Source organism: Cellulomonas sp. GbtcB1, assembly GCF_019091725.1.
Classification (GTDB): Bacteria; Actinomycetota; Actinomycetes; order Actinomycetales; family Cellulomonadaceae; genus Cellulomonas.
The window spans coordinates 1-14,156 of record NZ_JAGXJG010000075.1 but is presented as its reverse complement, the minus strand read 5'-3'; the positions used below and the strand labels follow the sequence as shown (position 1 = coordinate 14,156).

The following is a 14,156-nucleotide window of genomic DNA, read 5'->3' as shown; positions in this document are numbered from 1 at the left end:
CCGCGGCCGTGGCCGCGGGCGTCGCCGCCGCGCTCGGGGTGCACGCCGGCGCGACCCACGTCGGGCTGACCGACGCCGCCTGGGTGGACCGCGAGCACGTCTCCGGGAGCCTCGGCACCCGCGCGAGCTGGTGCGACGCCGGCCTCTACCGCACCGCGGCCCGCGGACAGCTGGTCGCGGGCGCGGTGGGCACCGGCAGCACCTCCGGCACCGCGGCGGTCGCGCCGCTCCGCGTCGCCCAGACCGGCTCGGCGGTCAGCGCGACCCCGGCCGGGGCGGCCCCGCTCGGCTCCGACGCCTACGTGGCGCCGGTGGCGGCCGCCGCACTGCAGTCGACGTCGACGACCCTCGGGAACGCCGTCACCTTCGGCACCGTCACGTCCGCGCAGAACCAGCAGTACGGCCGCGCGGCGAGCACGGGTGCCGCCGTCGGGGGCTCCGGCGCCGTCTCGACGGCCGGGGTGCTGAACGCGGCCACGCAGGCGGCCGGGTCCGGCCTGCCCGACCTCGCGACCGTCGACGTGCGCGCGCTCGTCACCGCGGGCGCGCTGAGCACCGGGATCGGCGCCGCGCCCGCGGCCGACCTCACCGGCCTCCGCCTCGTGCCGGGGACCGTCGCGTCGACCACCGTCCGCGACGCCTGCATCTCCCGGCCGTCGACCACCCGCGCCTACGGCGTCTCCGCGCTCCGCCTCGAGGCCGACAGCACGGCCCTGCGCGCCGCCTCGACGAGCGCGACCGCCGCCGCCACCGCCGCGCAGGCCGCCATCACCGGCACCGGGACGGGTTCGGTCGCCGCCACCGCCGCGACCACCGTCAACGCCGTCTACCGCAGCAACCAGGAGCTGCTGAACCTCCTGACGCCGGGCGCCTCCACCGGCACGCTGACGCTCAGCGTGCCGGTGAACGTCCCCTCCGCCGTCGCGGCGCTCACCGGGCAGACCCTCGGCGCCGGCGGCCCGGTGCGCCTCGACCTCTCCACCGGGCGGATGACCGTCGACCTGGCCGCGCTCACGAGCACCACCCAGGGCGTCAACGGGCGGCCCGCGAACTCCGAGGTGCTCACCGCCGCGGTGATGAGCGCCGCGTCGTCGGCGGTCGGGACCCTCCTGCCCGCCTACCGGACGTCCGTGCTGACCGCGGTGTCGACCGCGCTCGCGAGCAGCACGGCGACCCTGACCGTGTCCACGCCGATCACGCTGCTCGGCCTCGCCGCCGAGCCCTCCTCGGTGACGTTCACCGGGACCCTCAACCAGCTCCGCGACCAGCAGGGCGCCGTCGCCGTGGTCGTCGGCGTCAACAACTCCTGCGGCCTGCTGACCGCCGCCTCGTGCACCTCGGTCCGGAACGCGCTCACCTCCGCGACCGGCACCGCCCAGCTGCGGTCGGCGGTGGCCACCGCCCTGGCGAGCACGGTCTACGGCACCTCCACCACGACGCCGACGCCGCCGTTCGGGACGTTCACCGCCGCGGTCGGGACCGCCACCGGCACGCTGCAGCCGGCGCTGACGAACCTCCCGTCCGTGCTGTCGGCGCAGGTCAACGTCCAGCCGGACCAGGCCGGCGCTCGCACGCCCGGGGTGGCGTTCGAAGCCGGCGAGCTCGGCGTGACGGCCCTGCGCGTCGGGGCGGTCAGCGCGACCCGCACCGCCTGGCTGGCCTTCGGCGTCTCCGCGGCCGGACCCATGGCCTACCAGCCGGTCGGCTTTATCGGCTGAGAATCGTTCCTACGCACCGGTAACAATCGCACCGCGGCGCTCTGACCTGCACCTTTTCGATCCCGAAATGTGCGCGTAACACGGGAATGTTCGAAAATCTCAGATCCTGTGCTACTCCTATGACCCACGTCACGGGCGCGCGAACGCGCCCGTGGTCACGCGACCATCCCCCACGCGGCCGGGGACGCGCCGCCGGGTCACCCCGGGCGGCCGCGCCCCGGCTGGACCTCCTTCAGGGAAGAGGTACACGCATGACTGCGGTTCCCCTCGGCCGCCGGCGCGGCATCGTCTCCGCGGCCGGCCTGGCCGCCACCGCCCTCGTCCTCGCCGCGTGCGGCGGCGGCTCCGGCGGCGGCGACGACACGTCGGACGGCGGCGGCTCCGGCGGCGGCTCGCTGCTGATCGGCACGACCGACAAGATCACGACGATCGACCCCGCGGGCTCCTACGACAACGGCTCGTTCGCCGTGATGAACCAGGTGTACCCGTTCCTCATGAACACGCCGTACGGCAGCCCGGACGTCGAGCCGGACATCGCCGAGTCGGCCGAGTTCACCTCGCCGACGGAGTACACGGTCACCCTGAAGTCGGGCCTGACGTTCGCGAACGGGAACGACCTCACGTCCTCCGACGTGAAGTTCACGTTCGACCGCCAGCTCGCGATCTTCGAGTCCGGCGCGGACGACGGCAACGGCCCGGGCTCGCTGCTCTACAACCTGGACAGCGTCGCGGCGCCGGACGACACCACCGTCGTCTTCACCCTGAAGTCCCCCGACGACCAGGTGTTCCCGCAGATCCTGTCGAGCCCCGCCGGCCCGATCGTCGACGAGGAGGTCTTCGCGGCCGACGCGCTGACCCCGGACGCCGACATCGTCGACGGCCAGTCGTTCGCCGGCCCGTACACCATCACCGGCTACAGCCAGAACGACCTCGTGTCGTACGAGGCGAACCCGGAGTACCAGGGCCTGCTCGGCGAGGCGAAGACCCAGGAGGTCTCCGTCACGTACTACGCCGAGGCGTCCAACCTGAAGCTGGCTGTCCAGCAGGGCGACGTCGACGTGGCGTTCCGCAGCCTGTCCGCGACCGACATCGAGGACCTGCGGGGCGACGACAACGTCAAGGTCGTCGACGGCCCCGGCGGCGAGATCCGCTACATCACGTTCAACTTCAACACGCAGCCGTACGGCGCGACGACGCCGGAGGCCGACGAGGCCAAGGCGCTCGCCGTCCGCCAGGCCGTGGCCGACCTGATCGACCGCGAGGAGATCGCGGACCAGGTCTACAAGGGCACCTACACGCCGCTGTACTCGTACGTCCCGGAGGGCCTGACCGGCGCCACCGAGTCGCTCAAGCCGCTGTACGGCGACGGCGAGGGCGGCGCGGACGCCGACAAGGCGGCCGAGCGCCTCGAGGCCGCGGGCGTCGAGACCCCGGTCCAGCTGTCGCTGCAGTACAGCAACGACCACTACGGCCCGTCCTCCGGCGAGGAGTACGCGCTCATCAAGGACCAGCTCGAGTCCACCGGCCTGTTCACGGTCGACCTGCAGACCACCGAGTGGGTGCAGTACGCCAAGGACCGCACCTCGGACGTGTACCCGGCCTACCAGCTCGGCTGGTTCCCGGACTACTCGGACGCGGACAACTACCTCACGCCGTTCTTCCTGACGGACAACTTCCTGGGCAACCACTACGACAACCAGGAGGTGAACGACCTGATCCTCCAGCAGGCCGTCACCACCGACGCCGACGAGCGCTCCGGGCTCATCGAGCAGATCCAGGACGCCGTCGCCGCGGACCTGTCCACGGTGCCGTACCTCCAGGGCGCCCAGGTGGCCGTCGTCGGGGCGGACGTGACCGGCGCCGAGGACACCCTCGACGCCTCGTTCAAGTTCCGCTACGGCGCCCTCGCCATCGGCTGATCCGACCGACACCACGCCCGGCGCGGGCCGCTCACCCGAGCGGCCCGCGCCGCGGCGTCACCGGGAAGAAGAGATGACCTCCACCTCCACCACCGGTCCGCTGCAGCCCACAGGCGCAGCGGACGCGACCGCCGCCGGGGGCGGCGCGACGCCCGGCCGCAAGGAGCCCCGCACCCGGGGCGCCGGCGGCGGGCTCGGCCGCTACCTGCTCGTGCGGTTCCTCCTGATCATCCCGACCGTGTTCATCCTGGTCACCGTCGTTTTCGTGCTGATGCGCGCGACCGGCGACCCGATCACGGCCGCCCAGGGCGGGCGCCTGCCCGCCGACCAGCTCGCCGAGCGGATCCACCAGGCCGGCTACGACCGGCCGATCCTCGTCCAGTACGGCGAGTACCTCGGCAACATCCTGCGGGGCGACTTCGGCACCACGCTCAGCGACAGCCGGCCGGTCACCGAGGTGCTCACCACCTTCGGGTCCGCGACCCTCGAGCTCGCGTTCTACGCCCTGCTCGTCGCGTTCGTCGTGGGCATCCCGCTCGGCCTGCTCGCCGCGTACTTCCGCGACCGGTTCCACGACGCCGTGCTGCGCGTGTTCGCCATCGCCTGCTACGCCACGCCGGTGTTCTTCGCCGGCCTGCTGCTCAAGCTCGTGTTCGCCGTGCAGCTCGACTGGCTGCCGGTGTCCGGGCGCGCGTCGACCCGCTCCGAGATCGAGATGCGGCAGCTCGACGACCCGACCGGCATCTACCTGATCGACGCGATCCGCACGGGCAACGGCGAGGTCGTCGCGGACGTCCTGCAGCACGCCGTCCTGCCGGCCATCGCGCTCGGCCTGCTCACCGCCGGCGTGTTCCTGCGGCTCGTGCGCACCAACGTCATCGGCACCCTCGGCTCCGGCTACGTCGACGCGGCCCGGTCGCGCGGCGTCCGCGAGTCCCGGCTGCTGCGCAAGCACGCGTACAAGCCCGCGCTCATCCCGATCATCACCGTGGTCGGCATGCAGGTCGCGATGCTGCTCGTCGGCGCCGTGCTCACCGAGACGACCTTCGAGTGGCGCGGCCTCGGCTTCCAGCTGTCGCAGTACCTGCAGGCGCGCGACTTCGTCGCCGTGCAGGGCATCGTCGTGCTGCTCGCCGTGATCGTCGCCGTGACGAACTTCCTCGTCGACGTCATCGCCGCGCTCATCGACCCGAGGGTGAGGTACTGACATGGCGACCACCCCCGCCACCGCCCCCGAGGCGGCTCCGGCCACCCCCGCCGCCCCCGCCCGGCGCGGCTGGCGCCGGCTGCCCGTCGTGCACCAGCTCCGCCAGAGCGTCGGCCTCCAGCGCGGCATGCTGATCGCCGGCCTGGTGCTCACCGGCCTGCTGGTCCTCACCGCCCTGCTGGCGCCGCTGCTCGCGCCGTACGGGTTCAACCAGCTGCGCGACGCCGACGGTCCGTTCGGCGCCCAGCAGCCGCCCTCGGCCGAGCACTGGCTCGGCACCACCGTCGGCGGCTTCGACGTGCTGTCCCGGGTGATCTACGGGTCGCGCACCGCGCTGCTCGTCATGATCATCGCCATCGCGGCCTCGCTGGTCATCGGCGTGCTGCTCGGCCTCGTGTCCGGCTACTTCGGCGGCTGGCTCGACCGGGTGCTCGTCGTCGTCGCCGACGCCGTGTACGCGTTCCCGTCCCTGCTGCTCGCCATCGTGCTGGCCATCGTGATCAGCGGCGGCCAGTCGAGCATGTGGGGCGGCGTCCTCGCCGCGGCGCTCTCGATCACCGTGGTGTTCACGCCGCAGTACCTGCGGGTCGTGCGCGCGGAGACCATCCGGATCAAGTCGGAGGCCTTCGTCGAGTCGGCCCGCGTGATCGGCGCGAGCAACACCCGGATCATGACCAAGCACGTGCTGCGCAACGCGACCCGCACGCTGCCGCTGATCATCACGCTGAACGCGTCCGAGGCCGTGCTCACCCTCGCGGGGCTCGGCTTCCTCGGGTTCGGCATCGAGCCGACCCAGGCCGCCGAGTGGGGCTACGACCTCAACCGCGCCATCGCCGACGTCACGTCGGGCATCTGGTGGACCTCGGTGTTCCCGGGCCTCGCCATCGTGCTGTCCGTCCTGGGCATCACCCTGGTCGGCGAGTCCCTGAACGACCTGGCGGACCCGCGGCTGCGCACGCGCCGCGCGTCGGCCGACGTGACCGGCGACGTCGCCGCGACCTCGGTCGTCCCCGGTGGCGCGCTGTCCGCCCCCGGCGGCCTGGAGGGCCTCGAGCCCGGGACGGAGGCGGCCCGATGACCGCACGCATCGACACCACGCCGCACCAGGGCGCCACGGCCGAGCCGGTCGTCGAGATCACCGACCTGTCGGTGTCGTTCGCGACCGACGCGGGCGACGTCCGCGCCGTCGACGGCGTCTCGCTCAGCGTGGCGGCCGGCGAGGTGCTGGCCGTGGTCGGCGAGTCCGGCTCCGGCAAGTCGGTGACCGCCAAGACCCTCCTGGGCCTGCTGCCGTCGACCGCCACCACCCGGGGCGCGGTCGTGCTGTCCTCGCGGGACGGCGCCGTCCGCAGCGACGTGGTCGCCCTCGACGGCTCGGCGCTCCGCCAGGTGCGGGGCCGGGACGCGGCGATGGTGTTCCAGGAGCCGTCCACCGCGCTCAACCCGGTCTACCCGATCGGCTGGCAGATCATCGAGGGCCTGCGGTCCCACCAGAAGATCAGCCGGTCCGAGGCCCGGGCCAAGGCCGTCGACATCCTGCGCCGCGTCGGCATCCCCGACCCCGAGCGCCGGATCGACCACTACCCGCACCAGTTCTCCGGCGGGCAGAAGCAGCGCATCGTCATCGCCCAGGCGCTGGTGCTCGACCCCGGCGTGATCATCGCCGACGAGCCGACCACCGCCCTGGACGTGACCGTGCAGGCCGAGATCCTCGACCTGCTCCGGCGCTGCCGCGACGAGTTCGGCGCGGCCATCGTGCTCATCACGCACAACATGGGCGTGGTCGCCGACCTCGCCGACCGCGTCGCCGTGATGTACCAGGGGAAGATCGTCGAGCAGGCGCCGGTGCGCGACCTGTTCGGCTCCCCGCAGCACGCGTACACCCGGTCGCTGCTCGACGCCGTGCCGCGGATCGGCGGCGGTGGCGCGCACGCCCGCGCCCGGGCCGCCGCCCGGCCCGCGGGCTGGGCCGAGCAGGCGCCGGTCGTCGAGGCGCGCGACCTGGAGATCGTCTACCCGGGCCGGCTCCGGCAGCCCGGGTTCCGGGCGGTCGACAAGGTCTCGCTCGCGATCCGGCCCGGTGAGGTCGTGGGCCTGGTCGGCGAGTCCGGCTCCGGCAAGACCACGATCGGGCGGGCGATCGCCGGCCTGACCCGGGTCACCGGCGGGTCGCTGCAGGTGCTCGGGCTGGAGATGAACGGGGTGCGCGAGCGCGCCCTGCGGCCCGTGCGCCCGCGCATCGGGTTCGTGTTCCAGGACCCGGCGACGTCGTTCAACCCGCTGCTCACCATCGCCGAGTGCGTGGCCGAGCCGCTGGTCGTGCACGGCCGGGCGCGCGACGCCCGCGCCGCCCGCGCGCGGGTCGACGAGCTGCTGGAGTCCGTCCAGCTGCCGCGGTCCTACGGCGACCGGTTCCCGCACGAGCTGTCCGGCGGCCAGCGCCAGCGCGCGTCGCTCGCCCGGGCGCTCGCGCTCGACCCCGAGCTCCTGATCGCCGACGAGCCCACCTCGGCGCTCGACGTCTCGGTGCAGGCGCGGGTGCTCGAGCTGTTCTCGGAGCTGCAGGAGCGGCTCGGCTTCGCGTGCCTATTCATCAGCCACGACCTCGCGGTGGTCGACCTGCTCGCCGACCGGATCGCGGTGCTGCACCGCGGCCGGCTGGTCGAGGAGGGCACCGGCGAGGAGGTGCTGGGCGCGCCCCGCGAGGAGTACACCCGGCGGCTGCTGGCGAGCCTCCCCGTCCCGGACCCGGACGAGCAGGCCCGGCGGCGCGAGGCGTGGCGGGCGCTGGCCTGACCCGCGCGGCACCCGCCGCACCCGCCGCACCCGCAGCACCCGCAGGGGCGCGCTCCCGGACACCCCGGGGGCGCGCCCCTCGGGGTGTCCGTCCCCGACCTGCCGGAGCCGGAAGCCACCGTCGGTCGTCGGGAGGTGGTGGCGGCTGCACACCGGTCCGAGGTCGACCCCGTCGAAACCGCCCGGAGGCGGGTCGCTCGCCTCCACGATGGCGTTCGTACCCACTGCCACTGGTTCGCGGTTGCTCTGGTCCGACCTGCCCGAGCACGTCCACGCCGCGGTCGAGCAGATCCTCGGTGCGCCGGTCGTGCCTGCGCACTCCCAGCCGGGCGGCTTCTCCCCGGCACGGCCGACCGCGTCGTGACGCGCTCGGGCACCCGGGCGTTCGTCAAGGCGGTCAGCACGGCGCAGAACGCGGACACGCCGGGACTCCACCGGCGCGAGATCGCAGTCTGCTCGCAGCTGCCGGTCTCCCGGCACGTCCCGCGTCTGGTCGGAAGCGTGGACGACGGGGACTGGGTGGCCCTCGTCCTCGAGGACGTGCCCGGCCGCAACCCCCAGGTCCCGCGGGTGAGGAACGAGGTCGACAACGTGCTGCAGGCGCTGTCGCACCTGTCGACGACGCTCGCGGCTTCGCCACCGATCGGGTTGCCCCGCGCGGCTGACGACCTGGCCGCGAGCCTCGACGGGTGGCGGCGCGTGGCCGACGATCCGCCCGCGGACCTGCCGATCTGGGTGACCGAGCGCCTCGCCGACCTCGTCGCGCTCGCCGACGCCGGTGTGCGCGCCCTCGACGGCGACAGCACCGTCCACACGGACCTCCGAGCAGACAGCATCCGTATCCCGACGTTGCGGGAGTTCCAGCGGGTCCACGGGCACGCCGCCCTGCGCTGGCTGCGGCGACGACTCCGGTAGGGCGCCGTCCTGCGAACCGGCCGCCTGCCGACCCCGACTGACTCGATCCCAGCCACTGCTCCAGCTGCGCCGCTCACGGCCGGGCAGCCGACGGAGGCAGCCGTTGCGTCGCGATGCGTCAGAACGGGGGTGGTGCGTCATAGGGGTCGGTGGTGGCGTCGTGGGACTGCCCGGTGCCGGGACGCGTCAGGTAGCGGTGGCCGGTGGGGGTGATCCACTCGAACAGCCCGGGCTCGATCTGCCGGAGCCGGAAGCCGCCGTCGGTCTTCAGCCGGTGGTGGCGGTGGCAGACCGGTCCGAGGTTGTCCGCGTCGGTACGGCCCAGGGGCACATCACGGTCGCCGGGGTCGCCGGGTCGAGGGTGGAACTCCTCGGTGTGGTCGAGCTCGCAGCGGCAGGCCGGCACCGTGCAGCCGGGTGCCGAGCAGGTCCCGTCCCTCGTGCGCACGAACTCGTCCAGCGCCACCGGGGGCCGGTACCGCTCACGCCCGACATCCAGGAGTCGGCGGGTGACCGGGTCCGTCACGAGTCGCCGCCACACCCCGCCGGCGGCCAGGGCCCGGGCGCGGACGGCGTCGATCGGGCCGTGCCCGTCCAGGTCGGCGGGCTGGTCGTCCAGGCCGAGCAGGGTGGAGGCGTTGATGGTGACGCGGACCTCGGCGCCGGGGCGCCCGGCGCAGTGGGTGCAGCCACGACGCGCGGTGGCGAGGGCGGTGCCGGCCGGCGCGGCGACGGACGCGATCGTCTCGGTGCCGGGCGCGGTAGGCGCAGCGTCGGGTGAGGGCGCGGTCGACGCAGTGGTAGCGGCGGGTGCCGCGGTGTCCGGGTGCGCGGCCGCGGGCACGCCCGGGACGCCGAGCCCCGGCGGAGCGTCGGGCGCGGGGAGCGGTGTGGGTGCGGCGCCTGCCGCGGGTTCCAGGGTGGTGGCGTCGAGCGGGACGAGGGTGCCGGTCGGGACCGGGTCGACCGGCGGGTGGGGCACGAGACTGAACCTGGTGGTGGTCAGGTGCTCCGCCGAGCGCCGGGGCTTCGGCACCACCGGTGCCGGCGGGTCCAACCGCACCTCGCACGCCGGCCCGTCCGAGGCCGGCACGTCGCCGACCACCAGGTCGCGCAGCCCGTCCGCGCGCAGTTCGTCGAGGGTCCGGCCGTCTCCGAGGGCCTTGGCGGCGCGGGCGGCGTGGTCCAAGACCCCGTCGACCCGGGTCGCGTCCTCGGCGGCCAGGAGCAGCCACATCGAGGCCATCCCGTGCGGCCGGGACCGCGGGTGACCCACACGCCGGGTCCGCCGCGCCCGGTCGTGCCGGGCCGCCTCACCCTCCGGGTCGACCAACCGCACCGCCCGCTGCACCCGCTGCTCGAGCTGGGCCTTGGAGCACTGGTGGGCGTCGGGGAGCACCTCGTCCTCCACCGCCTGCGCGCCTTCGAAGGCGAGGTCCTGCACGCCCTCGACGATCACCGCACACTTGGCCGCGTCGATCCGCCCGGTCTCCAGGGCCTCGCGGGTGGCGGCCAGCATGCCGTCGAGGAACACCGCCTGGTGCACGAGCTTGACCGCGGACATCCGCGACCAGCCCAGGCGCATCGCCAGCTCGTCACCGGCGACACACCGCACCGTGGGCGGGGCACCGGCCAGTGGGGACCAGTCCGGCCGCATCTCCTCGCGCCGGGCGAGCTCGGCGGTCGCATCCAGCATCGCCGCGTGCTGGTAGGCCGCCATCCGCGCCCGCGCCGCGACGATCTCGACCACGATCTTCGGCGAGAGCACCTTCAGGTTCAGGCCTCGCAGCCACGCGTCCAGCTCCGGTCCGGGCGGGCACGCGGCGATCGCCTCGACCTGCCGCTGCTCACCCGTGCGCGGCGCGCGCCCGGCCGCCGCGACCGGGTCGGGGCCGAAGTCTGTCAGGCACGTCCCGTCGGGCCCGTAGACCGGCAGCACGACGGCGGCGACCGGGTCGCCGTCGGGGTTTTCCTGCAGGTCAGATGCCATGGAACGACACTACCGACGGCCACCGACACGACCCCGGCGGAGCAGCCCGACCTGGGGACGACGCACCACGAACCCACCTGTGGAGGACTCGGCGCCCGCCCGGCGAGCGACACCCGATCCCGCCACGACGCCGTGGCAACGCCAGCCGCGGACGCCCGCGGAATGGCACGCGCGCGCAACAGCACAGGCGCGATCAGGCGGGGAACACGCAGAACTCGTCGCCCTCGGGGTCGGCCAGGACCAGCCACGCCCCGTGGTCCGCGACCACCGGCTCGACGAGCACGGTCGGGTCGTCCTCGGGGTCGTCGATCCCCGCGGCGCGCCGGCGCGCGAGCTCGGCCTCGTCGTACGGCGCGACGCGGTAGCCGTCGAGGGTGCCCGCCCACCAGCGCGCGAGCGAGGCGGGGTGCCGGCAGTCGACGACGACGTCGCGCAGGGCGGCCGTGCGCCGATCCTAGGCCGGACGACGGACGGCGCTTCCCCTCCGTCGCACCGGGATGCGCCGTTCCGCTCAGCACCGGGGCCCCACGTGTCGATAGGTCCCGTGTGGAGCAGGGGATCGGCACCGAGCCCGCCGCGCGGCGGACCCGCCGCCGTGGGCTGTGGCGAACGGCGCGCCGCGCGTCCGGCGTGCCCTCGGCGCGCCCCGAGGCCGACCGCTCCGACGACTGGTTCGACGCCTGGCTGACCGACGCCGCCGAGGCGGTCGGCTCCCGCCGGGCGCTCGCCGAGGCGGAGTCCGCCGGCTGGGTCGTGCTGCACGACCTGCACCGGCCCGGCAGCACCGACGCGACCGTCGAGCACGTGGCCGTCGGCCCCGGCGGGGTCGCGGTGGTGGAGTCGCTGCGCTGGTCCGGCGAGGTCACGGTGCACGACGGCACGCTGCGGCACCGGGGCTACGGCCGGACGGCGGACGTCGCGGCGGTCGCCGACGCGGCGGGCGCCGTCACCGCGCTGCTCGCCCCGGCGCACCGGCGGGCCGTGCTCGCCGTGGTGTCTCTGGGCGGCCGCGACCTGGACCCCGCCGCGGTGCGGGGCGGGGCGACGGCGGTGGGCGAGCCGCAGCTCGCGGCGCACCTCGCCGCGCTGCCGGCCGTGTTCTCCGCGGACGACGTGACGCTCGTGGCCGAGTACCTCGCCGCCGAGCTCGGCGGGGCGGCGAGCCCCGAGCAGCTGACGGTGGACGACGTGTTCCGCCCCGCCGCGGTGTGGCGACCCGACGGGCCCGCCGACGCGGCGCCGGCTGCGGGGACACACGCCGCACCCGCCGCCCCGGGGGCCGGTGTGCCGGAGGGCGCGCAGCCCGCCGGCTCCACCCCGCGCTACGCGCAGCCGGACAACCGCGACGTCGCCGGGCTGCACGCCGGCCAGGCGGAGGACGCGCCCGACCGCTCCGCGCCCGCAGCCCGCCGCGGCGCCGCCGGTGACGGGATGCTGCGGCTCGGGCTGCTGGTCCTGGGGCTGCTCACGGCCGGCAACGTCCTGCTGGCCTGGCTCGACGCCGCACGCTGACCGGCTCGCGGCCGCCCGCCCGGATGTGACCTGCGTCACGAGGGCGCGGCGCCGGGATGACCCGACCCGCGCAGGCGGTTCGATGCTCTCGTGAGCCTCCTGATGAGCCCCCTGACGCTGCGCGGCACCACCTTCCGCAACCGGGTCTGGCTGGCGCCGATGTGCCAGTACTCCGCGAACGGCGACGGCGTGCCCACCGACTGGCACCTCGCGCACCTCGGCGCCCGCGCCGTCGGCGGGTTCGGCCTGGTGCTCGCCGAGGCGACCGCGGTCGTCCCCGAGGGCCGGATCTCGCCGGAGGACGTCGGCATCTGGGGCGACGAGCACGTGGTGGCGTGGCGCCGGATCACCGACTTCGTGCGCAGCCGCGGCGCGGTCGTCGCCGTCCAGCTCGCGCACGCCGGCCGGAAGGCCTCGACCTACCGCGGGTTCGGCGAGGGGTCGGGGACCGTGCCCGCCGCGGCCGGGGGCTGGGACACCGTCGCGCCGTCGGCGGTCGCGTTCGACGGGTACGCCGCGCCGCAGGAGATGACCGCGGAGCAGGTCGCCGCGGTGCCGGCGCTGTTCGCCGCCGCCACCCGCCGCGCCCTCGACGCCGGCTTCGACCTCGTCGAGGTGCACGCGGCCCACGGGTACCTGCTGCACCAGTTCCTGTCCCCGCTGTCGAACCGCCGCGCCGACTCCTGGGGCGGCGACCTGGCCGGCCGCGCCCGGCTGCTGCTCGACACCGTCGACGCGGTCCGCGCGGTGCTCCCGGAGGACCGCCCCCTGCTGGTGCGGGTGTCCGCCACGGACTGGACCGAGGGCGGCCTGACGGTCGAGGACGTCGCGCAGGTGGCGGTCTGGCTGCGCGACCACGGCGTCGACCTGGTCGACGTCTCGTCCGGCGGCAACGTGCACGCGCGCATCCCGGTCGGCCCGGGGTACCAGGTGCCGGCCGCCCGGACGATCCGCGAGACCGCCGGGATCGCGACCTCCGCGGTCGGCCTGATCACGACGCCGGAGCAGGCCGAGCAGGTGCTAGCCGAGGGCTCCGCCGACGTCGTCATGCTGGGCCGGCCGGCGCTGTTCGACCCGCACTGGCCGCTGCGCGCCGCGCACGCGCTGGACGACAAGACGCCCACGCTCGAGCATGCCGGAGACGCCGCGGCGACGGTGCCGCCGGGGCAGCCGACGGGCTGGCCGGTGCAGTACGCGCGGGGCTCCTGGGGCTGAGCGGGGTGCCGCCCGGCACCCGCTGACCTGCAGCTATGCCCGGGGCGGGTGAACGGCACGCCGGGGGGACGCGGCCGTTCACCCGCACCCCCGGTTGCCCGCCTCCGGCATCCGGGTTCGACTGGTCCGCGACCAGGCCCGCTTCAGGGCCGCTCCGGACGGACGGGGACGACCGCGTGACGGCACGAGGGATGGTGCGCCGGCTGCTGGCCGGTGCCGTGACCGGTGCGGGCCTCTGGCTCGGCGCCGTCGCGCTCGCCACCCCCGCCGCGGCGGACGACTCCCCCGGGCCGCTGGACGCCCTCGCCGGCGTCGTGCAGCAGGTGACGGAGCCGGTCGCAGCGGTGATCGAGCCGGTCACCGCTGCCGTCGCGCCGCCGATCGAGGCCGCCGCGGCTCCCGTTGCGGCAGCCGCGGACCCCGTGGTCGAGGTCGCGGCACCCGTCGTGGACGCCGTGGCACCCGTGGTCGCGCCGGTCACCGAGGCCGCCGCGCCCGTGGTGGCCGCCGCCGCGCCCGTCGCCGACGCCGTGACCCCGGTGGCGGACGCCGTCGCGCCGGTCACCGAGGTGGTCGCCCCGGTGACGGACGCGCTCGCCCCGGTCACCCGGGCACTCGCCCCCGTCTCCGCGGCGCTGTCGCCCGTGACGGACGCGCTGGCCCCGGTCACGGCCCCGCTCACCGGGGCGCTGTCGCCCGTCGCCGGTGCGCTGGCGCCGGTCCTCGACCCGCTGACCCCGGTGACCGACGCGCTCGTCCCGGGCGACGCCCCCGGCGCCCCGGCCGAGCCGCCGACCGCCGCGAACCCCGCCGCGCCCGTCGCCGACGTCGCCGGCCCGGCCGCCCCTGCCGCCACGACCACCGACCCGACGGCCGGTGCCCCC

The 14,156-nt window shown here is 75.3% G+C and carries 11 protein-coding genes and 1 pseudogene; 10 read left to right on the top strand and 2 right to left on the bottom strand.

The genetic code is table 11. From position 1 onward, the window contains the following. From KVT14_RS18665 to KVT14_RS18640, 7 genes are all read left to right on the top strand, one after another. Nucleotides 1-1,718: choice-of-anchor G family protein (locus KVT14_RS18665; protein WP_217617039.1), on the top strand; the 1,718-nt coding region annotated here is incomplete at its 5' end. 251 nt (nt 1,719-1,969) lie between these two features. Further along, nucleotides 1,970-3,637, top strand: coding sequence for an ABC transporter substrate-binding protein (locus KVT14_RS18660; protein ID WP_217617038.1), 1,668 nt, complete (start codon nt 1,970-1,972; stop codon nt 3,635-3,637). A gap of 73 nt (nt 3,638-3,710) precedes the next feature. Then, the gene (locus tag KVT14_RS18655) at nt 3,711-4,844 is read left to right on the top strand and encodes an ABC transporter permease (protein ID WP_217617037.1); all 1,134 of its coding nucleotides are present in this window, start codon (nt 3,711-3,713) and stop codon (nt 4,842-4,844) included. 1 nt (nt 4,845) lies between these two features. Next, entirely contained in the window at nt 4,846-5,922 is a 1,077-nt protein-coding gene (locus KVT14_RS18650) for an ABC transporter permease (RefSeq protein WP_217617036.1), read from the top strand. Continuing rightward, nucleotides 5,919-7,640 carry an ABC transporter ATP-binding protein gene (locus tag KVT14_RS18645; protein ID WP_217617035.1) on the top strand — a complete coding sequence of 574 codons (1,722 nt, stop codon included), beginning with the start codon at nt 5,919-5,921 and terminating at the stop codon, nt 7,638-7,640. The genes KVT14_RS18650 and KVT14_RS18645 overlap by 4 nt, the downstream gene beginning before the upstream one ends. 241 nt (nt 7,641-7,881) lie before the next feature. After that, nucleotides 7,882-8,004: a hypothetical protein gene (locus tag KVT14_RS23040; RefSeq protein ID WP_256448076.1), complete on the top strand. Its 123-nt coding sequence runs from the start codon at nt 7,882-7,884 to the stop codon at nt 8,002-8,004. Beyond that, nucleotides 8,001-8,555 carry a hypothetical protein gene (locus KVT14_RS18640; RefSeq protein WP_217617034.1) on the top strand — a complete coding sequence of 185 codons (555 nt, stop codon included), beginning with the start codon at nt 8,001-8,003 and terminating at the stop codon, nt 8,553-8,555. Before KVT14_RS23040 ends, KVT14_RS18640 begins: the two co-directional genes overlap by 4 nt. A gap of 118 nt (nt 8,556-8,673) precedes the next feature. Here the strand turns inward: KVT14_RS18640 and KVT14_RS18635 are convergent, their stop codons facing one another. After that, the gene (locus tag KVT14_RS18635; protein WP_217617033.1) at nt 8,674-10,545 is read right to left on the bottom strand and encodes an HNH endonuclease signature motif containing protein; all 1,872 of its coding nucleotides are present in this window, start codon (nt 10,543-10,545) and stop codon (nt 8,674-8,676) included. A gap of 193 nt (nt 10,546-10,738) precedes the next feature. Next, entirely contained in the window at nt 10,739-10,981 is a 243-nt protein-coding gene (locus tag KVT14_RS23625; protein WP_217617041.1) for a VOC family protein, read from the bottom strand. 110 nt (nt 10,982-11,091) lie between these two features. On the opposite strand from KVT14_RS23625, the gene KVT14_RS18625 reads away from it, so the two are divergent. The 3 genes and pseudogenes from KVT14_RS18625 to KVT14_RS18615 form a co-directional block, all read left to right on the top strand. Further along, nucleotides 11,092-12,057, top strand: a complete 966-nt coding sequence (locus KVT14_RS18625) for a nuclease-related domain-containing protein (protein ID WP_217617032.1) — start codon at nt 11,092-11,094, stop codon at nt 12,055-12,057. A 102-nt stretch (nt 12,058-12,159) separates the two neighbouring features. After that, nucleotides 12,160-13,272, top strand: a complete 1,113-nt coding sequence (locus KVT14_RS18620) for an NADH:flavin oxidoreductase/NADH oxidase (RefSeq protein WP_217617040.1) — start codon at nt 12,160-12,162, stop codon at nt 13,270-13,272. 176 nt (nt 13,273-13,448) lie between these two features. Further along, a pseudogene (locus KVT14_RS18615) lies at nt 13,449-14,156 on the top strand (hypothetical protein); the annotation flags it as partial.

Coding starts and splice junctions, on each gene's coding strand:
- KVT14_RS18660 (WP_217617038.1), top strand. CDS start 1,970: ATGACTGCGGTTCCCCTCGGCCGCCGGCGCGGCATCGTCTCCGCGGCC.
- KVT14_RS18655 (WP_217617037.1), top strand. CDS start 3,711: ATGACCTCCACCTCCACCACCGGTCCGCTGCAGCCCACAGGCGCAGCG.
- KVT14_RS18650 (WP_217617036.1), top strand. CDS start 4,846: ATGGCGACCACCCCCGCCACCGCCCCCGAGGCGGCTCCGGCCACCCCC.
- KVT14_RS18645 (WP_217617035.1), top strand. CDS start 5,919: ATGACCGCACGCATCGACACCACGCCGCACCAGGGCGCCACGGCCGAG.
- KVT14_RS18635 (WP_217617033.1), bottom strand. CDS start 10,545: ATGGCATCTGACCTGCAGGAAAACCCCGACGGCGACCCGGTCGCCGCC.
- KVT14_RS18620 (WP_217617040.1), top strand. CDS start 12,160: ATGAGCCCCCTGACGCTGCGCGGCACCACCTTCCGCAACCGGGTCTGG.